This window comes from Micromonospora sp. NPDC000207, assembly GCF_040300925.1.
Lineage (GTDB): Bacteria > Actinomycetota > Actinomycetes > Mycobacteriales > Micromonosporaceae > Micromonospora.
This window is the reverse complement of record NZ_JBEPEQ010000163.1, coordinates 1-9,618: the sequence shown is the minus strand read 5'-3', so window position 1 is coordinate 9,618 and position 9,618 is coordinate 1. Positions and strand designations below refer to the sequence as shown.

The window sequence follows — 9,618 nt, the reverse complement described above, 5'->3', positions numbered from 1 at the left end:
CGGCGCGCTCGGCGGCGATCTCGGCACGTTCGGCCTCGGCGGCGGCCCGGCTGCCGAAGGCGAGGACGGCGCAGACCGCGATCACCACCATCGTCACCCCGACCACGGTCAGGGCGGTACGCATGCTCACCGCGTCGAGGAGGAACCCGGCGAGCAGGGCACCTGCGGAGTTGGCCCCGGAGGCGAGCAGGGTGGCTATCGAACCGGCCCGGCCCCGCAGCTCGTCCGGGGCCGCCTTGAACAGGTAGAGCATCCCGGCCACGTTGCCGATCCCGGCCCCGTAGTTGACCAGGGCGAGGATCACGCTCACCGCCACCAGCCCGGGGGCGACCGCCAGCAGCGGCATCAGCACCGCCCACGACACGTTGATGCCGATCATCATGCGTCGGATGCCCCACCGTCGCAGGTAGAGGTTGCTGGTCATCGCCCCGGCCATCCCGAGGACGCTGTTCACCACCAGCAGCAGCCCGACCGTCGCGGGTGAGCCGCCCCGTTCGGCGACCAGGACCACCAGGCCGAGCCCGAGGATCTGGAACAGGAGGTTGCTGGCGGCGAAGAGAGTCAGCGCCCGGCGCAGGTAGACCCGCCCCCAGACGAAGTCGAAACCCTCCCGGATCTGGGCGACCAGGCTGGTGGTCCGCCCCGGGTCGACCCGGGGCGCCCGCAGGTCCCGGCGGACGAACAGCAGGGTGACCAGACAGACCAGGTGCGCCACGGCGGCGACGACGAACGGCGCGAACCGGGCCACGCCGTAGAGGACGGTGCCGGTGGGCTGGCCGAGGATGCTCGCCGCGTTGGCCCGCGACTCGTTGGCAGCCATCGCCGCGCCGAGCTGCCCGGCGGGCACCACCTGGCAGACCGCCGCCCGCTCGGAGAGGGCGTAGCAGATGCCGAGGGTGGCCTCGACGAACGCCACTGTCATCAGGTGCGGCAGCCACACCCGGTCGAGCAGGACCGCCACCGCCACGCTGCCCACCCCGACCACCCGCCCGGCGGCGCAGACCAGCATCGTCGTACGCCGGTTCCACCTGTCGACGAACGCGCCCGCCGGGAGTTGGACGACCAGGCTGGGCAGGAGGGCGGCGAAGGTGACCAGGCTGGCGGCGGTGGCCGAGCCGGTGGACCAGTAGACGAGCAGGGTGTAGCCGATCGAGGTGGCCCGGGAGCCGAGCGCGGCGACCCCCGACCCGACCCAGAGCAGCAGGAAGTTCCGGTTGCCCCGCAGCGTCGGTACGGCCGCCGTACCCACGGGTTGTTCCAGTGGTCTCACGACAGGACCCCGTCCTGCGCCGAACGGCACCAGTCGAGCACCGCCATGGCGCTGTAGAGCTTGTTCTCCGCCTGCTGGAAGGCGATGCTGGCGGGCCCGTCGAGTACCTCGGCGGTCACCTCCTCGCCCCGGCGGGCGGGCAGGTCGTGCAGGAAGACCGCGTGCGGGCTGGCCCGCCACAGCTCCTGACCGACCCGGAACGGGGCGAAGACGCGCCGCCGGTGCGGGTCCCGTCCGCCGGTGCCGGTGGTCCGCCACCGGGTGGTGTAGATGGCGTCGAAGTTCCCCGGCAGCCGGTCCATGTGGTGCCGTTCGACGATCGTCGCCCCGTACACCTGCGCCTGCCGGACGGCGGTGGCGAGCACCCCGGCGGGCAGTCCGTACCCGGGTGGGGTGCGCAGTTCCAGCTCCACCCCCGCGAACCTGGTGACGGCCAGGACCAGGGCGGTGGCGGTGTTGTTGCCCTCCCCGACGTAGAGCAGCCGGAGCCGTTCGATCCGACCGAACTGCCGCAGCAGCGTGGTCAGGTCGGTCAACGCCTGGGTGGGATGTTCCTCGGCGCTCATCGCGTTGACCACCGACATCCGGCCACCGCCGGTCCAGGCCCGCAGCTCGGCCTGGTCACCGGCGGTCCGGGCCACCAGGACGTCGAGCATGCCCGCCAGCACCCGACCGGTGTCGGCGCTGCTCTCCCCGGTGTCGGAACCCAGGTCACCGGGGCCGTACTGGACGACCCCCGCGCCGAGGCGCAGCGCCGCCGTGGTGAAGGCCGTCCGGGTCCGGGTGGAGGTGGTACGGAAGTACGCTCCGACGGTCCGACCGGCCAGCGGGGTGCCGTGTTCCCCGGCGGCGAAGGTCGCCCCCCGGGCCACTATGGAGTACAGGTCCCCGTCGGTCAGGTCACTTATCGACACCAGGTGCCGACACCGGCGACCGGCGGCCGGAACGACCCGGTCGACGTCGATCGGTACGGTCAACGCACCCACACCGTCACCTCGCTGCGCTTGGCGTCGGCGCGGGGACCGACGACGGCTCGCTCGCCCCGCTCGCTCATGCCGCCCCCTCGCTCCGCTCGGCGTCGGCGAGTCGGGCGATCACCTCGTCACCGGCGTCGCCGTTGGTCAGCAGCACCACGCCGGTCCCGGCGACGACCCGGCCGACGGTGACCGCCCGGTACCCGGCGGTGGTGCCCCGGTGGGTGTACTCGGTCTCGTCGGCGTCGACCCGGTCGACGGCGCAGCCCAGCCCCCACACGCCACCCCCGCCCGGGGTGAGCATCTCGCCGACCAGGTCCCTGCCGAGCAGGTCGGACTCCCCCCGGTGGGCGCGGTGCAGTTCCCCGTGCAGACGGGCCAGGTCGGCAGCGGTGGACCAGAGTCCCGCCGCCGCCGGGTCGGCCCGGACCTGCCAGCCGCCGTCGAGGGGTCGGCCGTCGCGGTCGTGGCCGAGGGCCACCGCCCGACCGACCGCCAGGGGGTGGTCCTGGTCGAAGCCGCTGTCGTCCATCCCCACCGGACCGAGGACCAGCTCGGCCATCAGGTCCGCGAAGGGGGTGCCGGTGACGTCGGTGAGCAGCTGCTGCACCACCACGTAGTGGCTGTTGCGCTCCTCGGCGACCCCGCCCGGTTCCCGGATCGGCCGGACCGCCGGGTAGGTCGCCCCGGTCCCGCCGGTGAGCAGGTCCAGGACGGTGGGCAGCGGCCCGCCGCGCGGGTGACCGCTGCTGCCGGTACGGCTCAGTCCGGCGGTGTGCCCGAGCAGGTGCCGCAGGGTCACCGGCCGGTCGCCGGGCACCTGCCAGGACGTCAGGTACCGGTTGACGTCGGTGTCCAGGTCGAGGCGACCCCGGCCGACGAGGGCCAGCACCCCGACCGTGGTGACGTGCTTGCTGATCGATCCGACCTGGAACACCGTCTGCGGGGTCACCGGATCCCCACCGGGGGTACGGCGTCCGTACGCCCGCTCCTCGATGATCTCCCCGTCGGCGACCCGGACCAGTGTCGCGCCCGGCACCCGGTGGGCTGTCAACGTCGGTGCCAGGGAGGCGGGCAGCGGTCGGGCGGCCGTGGTCGCCCCGCCGGTGGTGACGGTGGCGGCGAGGTCGGCGAGGGTGGGATCGAGCATCGCGTGGTGCAGCGTCACCGACAGCCCCGCCTGGCGGGCGGCGGTGACCACCGGCACCACCAGCAGCGAGTGCCCGCCGAGGGCGAAGAACCTGTCGTGTCGACCGACCCGGTCGACAGCGAGGACGTCGGCCCAGATGTCGGCGAGGGTCCGCTCGGTTCCGGCCCTCGGTGGCTCGTGGGTGTCACCGGCGTCGGACCGGACCGCCGGCAGGGCCCGCAGGTCCACCTTGCCGTTGGCGTTGAGCGGGATCGCGTCGACCGGCACGAACACGGCCGGGACCAGGGCGGACGGCAGCCGCCGGGCACAGTGTTCGGCCAGGTCGTCGGCGTCGCCGACGTGGTGGGCGACGAGCTGGTCGCCGCCGGGGCCGGGCCGGACGGTCACCGCCGCGTCCCTGATCTGCGGGTGTTCGAGCAGGACCGCCCGGATCTCGCCGGGCTCGATCCGGTGGCCCCGGATCTTCACCTGGTCGTCGACGCGGCCCAGCAGGTCCAACTGCCCCGTCGGCAGCCACCGTCCCCGGTCGCCGGTGCGGTAGAGGCGGGACCCTTCCGGGCCGTACGGGTCGGGGACGAACCGGTCGGCGGTCAGCGCGGGACGGTTCGCGTAGCCCCGGGCCAGGCCCGGTCCACCGAGGTACACCTCGCCGACGACCCCGACGGGCACCGGGTTCAGCGACGCGTCGAGCACGTACGTCCGCATCCCGCCGAGGGGGCGACCGACAGGGGCCACCGCACCGGGCAGGTCACCGGTGACCGGGTACCTGCTGACCGCCACCGTCGCCTCGGTCGGACCGTACTCGTTGAGCAGGACCGTGTCCGGGGCGAGGGCCTGCCAGCGGCGGCAGGTCCGGGCGGTCAGCGGCTCCCCGCCGAGAACCAGCATCGGGGTCAGCGCCGCCGCCTGCCGGGCGTCGAGTTGCCCGGCGAGGAGGTCAAGGTGGCTGGGGGTGAGCTTGACGAAGCTGAAGGGTCCGGCCTCGGCCAGCCGGGGACCGAACTCGTCCAGTCCGGCGTCGGCGGGCAGCAGCCACAGCCGTTCCCCGGCGACCAGCGGCGCCCAGATCGTGGTGACCACCATGTCGAAGGCGACGGAGGAGAACAGGGCCGCGCCACCGGGCCGGTCGGCGATCAGCTCCCGGACCGCCCAGCGCAGGTATCCGGCGAGGCTGCCGTGGCTGACCTGCACCCCGTTGGGCCGCCCTGTCGACCCGGAGGTGAACACCACGTACGCGAGCTGGTCGGGGTCGGTACGCCGGTCGGGGGTGGTGTCCGGGTGGGCGGCGATCGCGTCGGCGTCGGCGTCCACCAGCACCCGGGGCACGTCGGGGCACCTGTCGGCGTACCCGGTGGTGGTGACCAGGACCGTGGCGTGGGCGTCGGTGAGCATCGCGGTGACCCGCGCGGCCGGGTGGGCCGGGTCGACGGGCAGGTACGCCCCACCGGCCTTCCAGATCGCCAGCAGCGTGACGACCAGTTCCTCGCCCCGGTCCAGCAGCACGGCGACCACGTCGTCCGGGCCGACTCCCCGCTCGGTGAGGTGCCGGGCGAGCCGGTTCGCCGCCGACTCCAGGTCGGCGTAGCTCAGCGACCCCACCGCCGGGGCGTGGCCGGCCTCGGCGGCCCGCGCCCGGATCAGGTCGGGGACCAGGGCCGGCGGCTCCTCGTCCGGCGACACCGGCCAGCTGTGGAGGACGTCGTGGCGTTCCCCGTCGGGTAGTGCGAAGGTGCGCGGGTCGCCCTCGGGGTCGGCGGCCAGGTCGGTCAGGGCACACCGGTACAGGGCCGCCAACCGGTCCAGGTCGGCCCGGTCCAGGTGGTCGCTGTCGGTGCTCAACTCCAGGTGCCCGCCGACGGCCGAGACGGCGAGGGCGAACTCGGAGCTGGCGGCGGCGTACCGGGGGCCGGTGTCCACCCGGTCGGCGACCACCTCGTCGAAGTCGAGGTAGCTGAAGTAGACCTCGACCAGGCGGGTCCCGGTGGCGGTCGGTCGGATCGCCGGGGCCGGGTACCGCCGGTAGGACCACATCCCGACCTCCCGGGCGTGCACGTGCCCGACCAGGTCGGTCCAGGTGGAGGCGGTGCGGTCGGACGGGAACGGCAGGGTGTTCAGCGACATGGCGTGGACCAGTTCGCTGCCCGTCACGTCGGGTCGGGTGTGGCAGACCAGTCCGCTGGAGAAGGTGGGTTCGTCGGTGAGCCTGCCCAGGACACTCAGGTGCACCGCGTGCAGGACCGCCTTCATCGACACCCGGGCCTGTGAGGCCACCGCCCGAAGGCGGGGCTCCACGTCCCGGTACGGCACCCGGGCGGTGTGCCCGGTCCGGGTCTGTCGCGGGGTCGGCCGCCAGGCGGCGGGCATCGTGAACGTGGGGTGCCTGTCGACGACGTCCTGCCAGTACCTGCTCTGGTCCGGGTCGGCCAGGGCACGCCGCTCCGCGGCGACGAAGTCGGCGAACCGGACGTCGGGCAGCGGGGTCGGCGTGGGCTCGTCGCCGCCGTGCAACGCCCGGTAGGCGTCGAGGACCTCCGCGACCAGGGCGTGCAGGCTCCACCCCTCGACGACCACGTGGCAGATGGTCAGCACCAGCCGCCAGGTCCGGTCGGTCTCGGCCACGGCGGTGAACCGCAGCAGCGGCGCCCGTTCCACGTCGAACGGGGCGTCGTACTCGGTGGCGACCAGTCGACGCAGTGCGGCGTCACGGCCGTCCGGGTCGAGTCCGCGCAGGTCACGAAGGTCGACGGGGACCTGGACGTCGGGGTGGACCAGCTGCATCGGCACCGAGTAGCCGGTCAGGTCGACGCTGGTCCGCAGCACCTCGTGCCGGTTGACCACCCGGTGCACCGCCGCCCGCAGGGTCGGCAGGTCCACCGGTGCGTCGTCGCCGACCAGGAACGAGGTGACGTTGTGGTAGTGGTGCCCCCCGGAATCGGCGAGCATCTCCACCAGCATCCCGAGCTGCACCTGGGAGAGCGGGTACGCGTCGACCAGCCCGTCGGGGAGCGCCGCCCGGTCCGCCGCCGACACCAGTTCGTACGGGTGCACCAGCCGGTCGTCGACCGCCGGTGCGCTCCGCTCGGCGAGGGCCTCCGCGAGTCCGGCCACCGTCTGCCGGTCCACGACGTCGGCGACGGTGACGTCGAGTCCGGCCTCCCGCAGCGCACCGGCCAGCACCAACGCCTTGATCGAGTGTCCACCGAGGTCGTAGAAGCCCTCGTTCACGTCAACAGTCGACAGGCCCAGGACCGTCGCCCAGACCTCGGCGATCCGCGCCTCGACGTCGGTCCTCGGAGCGACGACCGGCCGCCGCGGGTCACCACCGTCGTGGGGGGCCGGCAACGCCCGCCGGTCCAGTTTGCCGCTGTTGTTGCGGGGCACCCGGTCCAGGGCCACGAACGCCGAGGGGATCATGTACTCCGGGAGGGTCCGGGACAGCGCGGCCCGCACCCCGTCGAGGGTGTCGGCGTCGGTGACGAGGTAGCCGACCAGCCGGGGGTCACCAGGGGTGTCCTCACGGAGCACCACCACCGCCTCGGCGACACCGGGCAACGCCGACAGGGCCGCCGACACCTCCGCCAGTTCGATCCGGTAGCCGCGCAGCTTCACCTGGTCGTCGAGGCGACCGAGGAACTCCACACTCCCGTCGGGCAGCCGGACACCCAGGTCACCGGTCTGGTACGTCCGGGATCCGGGCGGGCCGTACGGGTCGGGGCCGAACCGGGCGGCGGTCAGCGCCGGCTGGTGCAGGTAGCCGTGGGCCACCCCGTGCCCGGCGAGGTGGATCTCCCCGGGTACGCCCAACGGCGTCGGGTGGCCGTGCTGGTCGAGGACGTACATCCGCAGCCCGGCCAGGGGCCTGCCGATCCGGGAACCCACCCCGGGGGCGAGGTCGGCGCGGGTCAGCCGGTGGTAGGTGGAGTAGACCGACGTCTCGGTGATGCCGTACATGTTGACCAGGGCGATCCGGGCCAGCCCGAGCCGGTCGACCCAGGGCCGCAGCTCGGCGAAGTCGAGCCGTTCCCCGGCGAGGACCACCGCCCGCAGGGCCAGCCGACGCAGTCTCGCGTCACCGTCGGCGGCCAGCCGGACCAGCGCCCGGAACGCCGTCGGGGTCTGGGCGAGCACGGTGACCTCCTCGTCGACAAGCAGGTCGAGCAGGTCACCCGGGTCCCGGGCCGTCTCCCGGGGGACCACCACGAGCCGGGCCCCGTGCAGCAGGGCACCCCACAGCTCCCACACCGACACGTCGAAGGCGTACGAGTGGAACAGGGCGACGGCGTCGGTGGCGTCGGTGGCGTAGTGCTCCTGGGCGCTGTCGAGCAGCCGCAGCACGTTGCCGTGGCTGACGCAGACCCCCTTCGGCCGCCCCGTCGACCCGGACGTGTAGATCACGTAGACGGGGTCGTCGGCGTCGGTCACCGGGGTCGGGTCGACGCTCGCGTACCCGGTCAGGTCGGTGTCGTCGAGGACCACCAGCTCCCCGGCGGACCCGGCCACCGAGGGGGCCAGGTCGGCGGTGGTCACGACGGTCCGGGCGCGGGCGTCGGTGAGCAGGTGGGTGATCCGGTCGGCCGGCTGCGCCGGGTCCAGCGGCAGGTACGCGGCACCGGCCTTGAGGACACCGAGCAGGACGGGAACCAGGTCCGGACCCCGGTCGAGGCAGACCCCGACCACGTCGCCCCGGCCCACCCCGACCGCCCGCAGGTGCCCGGCGATCTGGTTGGCGCGGGCGTTGACCTGCCCGTACGTGGCCCGGTCGGTCCCGGCGACGACGGCGAGGGCGTCGGGAGCCTCGGCGGCCAGGGCCTCGAACCGCTGCGCGACGGTGCCGGTGACCGGCTCGTCGACGCCGCCGCCCTCGACCGCGCCGAGCAGGCGTTCCCGCTCGCCGTGGGGCAGGCAGACGACCTGCGCGTCCCCGGTCGGGTCGGCGAGCATCGCGGTGAGGACCGCCCGGTACATTCCGGCGAGCCGGTCCAGGTTGGCCCGGCTGAGCATCCCCGTCCGGCTGGAGAGCTGGTAGCTGCCCCGGTGGGCGAAGACCGACAGCGCGAACTCGGTGGCGCCGTCCCCGGCGGAGCCCACCACCACCGGTTGCGGGGTGGTCCCGGTGCCCTGCGTCGCGGCGCGGGTGAAGTCCTGGTAGTTGAAGAGGACCTGGAGGAGCCGGGGTCCGGTGTCGCGCTGGATCTCGGCGAGCGGGAACCGCCGGTGCGGCCAGAGTTCGACCTCGGTGTCGAAGACCGCGGTGACCAGGTCCCGCCAGGTCCGGGCGGTGCGGTCGTAGCCGAACGGCACCGTGTTGAGGTACATGCCGTGCACCCGGTCCGCGCCGAGGACCTCCGGGCGGGCGTCGCAGACCAGTCCGGAGTGGAACCGGTCCTCGGTGGTGAGCTGGCTGAGCACCTTCAGGTGCACGGCGTGCAGCACCGCCTTCACCGACACCCCGGTCTCGGCGGCGAACCGTTCGACGGGCCCGGTCAGGTCGGTGAGGTCGACGGTCGCCGAGACGGGTGCCGGGTCGCCGGGCTCGCCCCACCCGGTCGGCAGGGTGAACCGGCTGTGCCCGTCCACCACAGTCCGCCAGTAGTCCCGGTCCGGTCCGTCGTGCAGGGAGGCCAGTTCGGCGGCGACGAAGTCGGCGTACCGGACGCCGGGCCTGTCGGTCGACTCGGGGGTCCGGCCGTCGGCCAGGTCGGCGTAGGCGGCGAGCAGTTCGGCGAGGAGCTGCGCGGTGCTCCACCCCTCGGTGACCGCGTGGCAGATGGTGAAGGTCAACCACCAGCTGTCGTCGGTGTCCCGGTGTGCGGCGACCCGCAGCAGGGGGGCGGTGGCCAGGTCGAACCGGTCGGCCCGTTCGGCGGCCACGAACTCCTCGAAGAGCCCGGCCTGCTGCCGGGCCGGCACGTCCCGGCCGTCCACGATCCGCACCGGCGCGGTGACCGCCGCGTGGACCAGTTGCAGGGGTACGGAGTATCCGGTCACCGCGAACGACGTACGCAGGATCTCGTGCCTGTCGACGACCAGGGCGACTGCCGCACGCAACGCCTCGGCGTCGAGGGGCCGGCCGTCGCGGACGTGGTGGGAGATGACGCTGTGGTAGGCGCCCCGGTCTGCGCTGGTGGCCAGCTCGGCGAGCATCCCGAGCTGGGTCCGGGTGGCCGGATAGGCGTCGGCGAGCCCGCCCGGCAGGCCCGCCCGGTCCGCCGGGTCGAGCAGGG

General features: G+C 73.9%; 3 protein-coding genes. All 3 read right to left on the bottom strand.

Annotation, left to right across the window (positions count from 1 at the left end; genetic code table 11):
• Positions 1 to 1,270, bottom strand: a 1,270-nt coding sequence (locus ABT336_RS25610; protein WP_350899872.1) for an MFS transporter, incomplete at its 3' end; no start/stop codon positions are given.
• Positions 1,267 to 2,247 carry an ornithine carbamoyltransferase gene (locus tag ABT336_RS25605; RefSeq protein ID WP_350899870.1) on the bottom strand — a complete coding sequence of 327 codons (981 nt, stop codon included), beginning with the start codon at positions 2,245 to 2,247 and terminating at the stop codon, positions 1,267 to 1,269. The genes ABT336_RS25610 and ABT336_RS25605, both read right to left, overlap by 4 nt.
• Positions 2,248 to 2,320: 73 nt before the next feature.
• Positions 2,321 to 9,618: non-ribosomal peptide synthetase (locus tag ABT336_RS25600; protein WP_350899868.1), on the bottom strand; the 7,298-nt coding region annotated here is incomplete at its 5' end.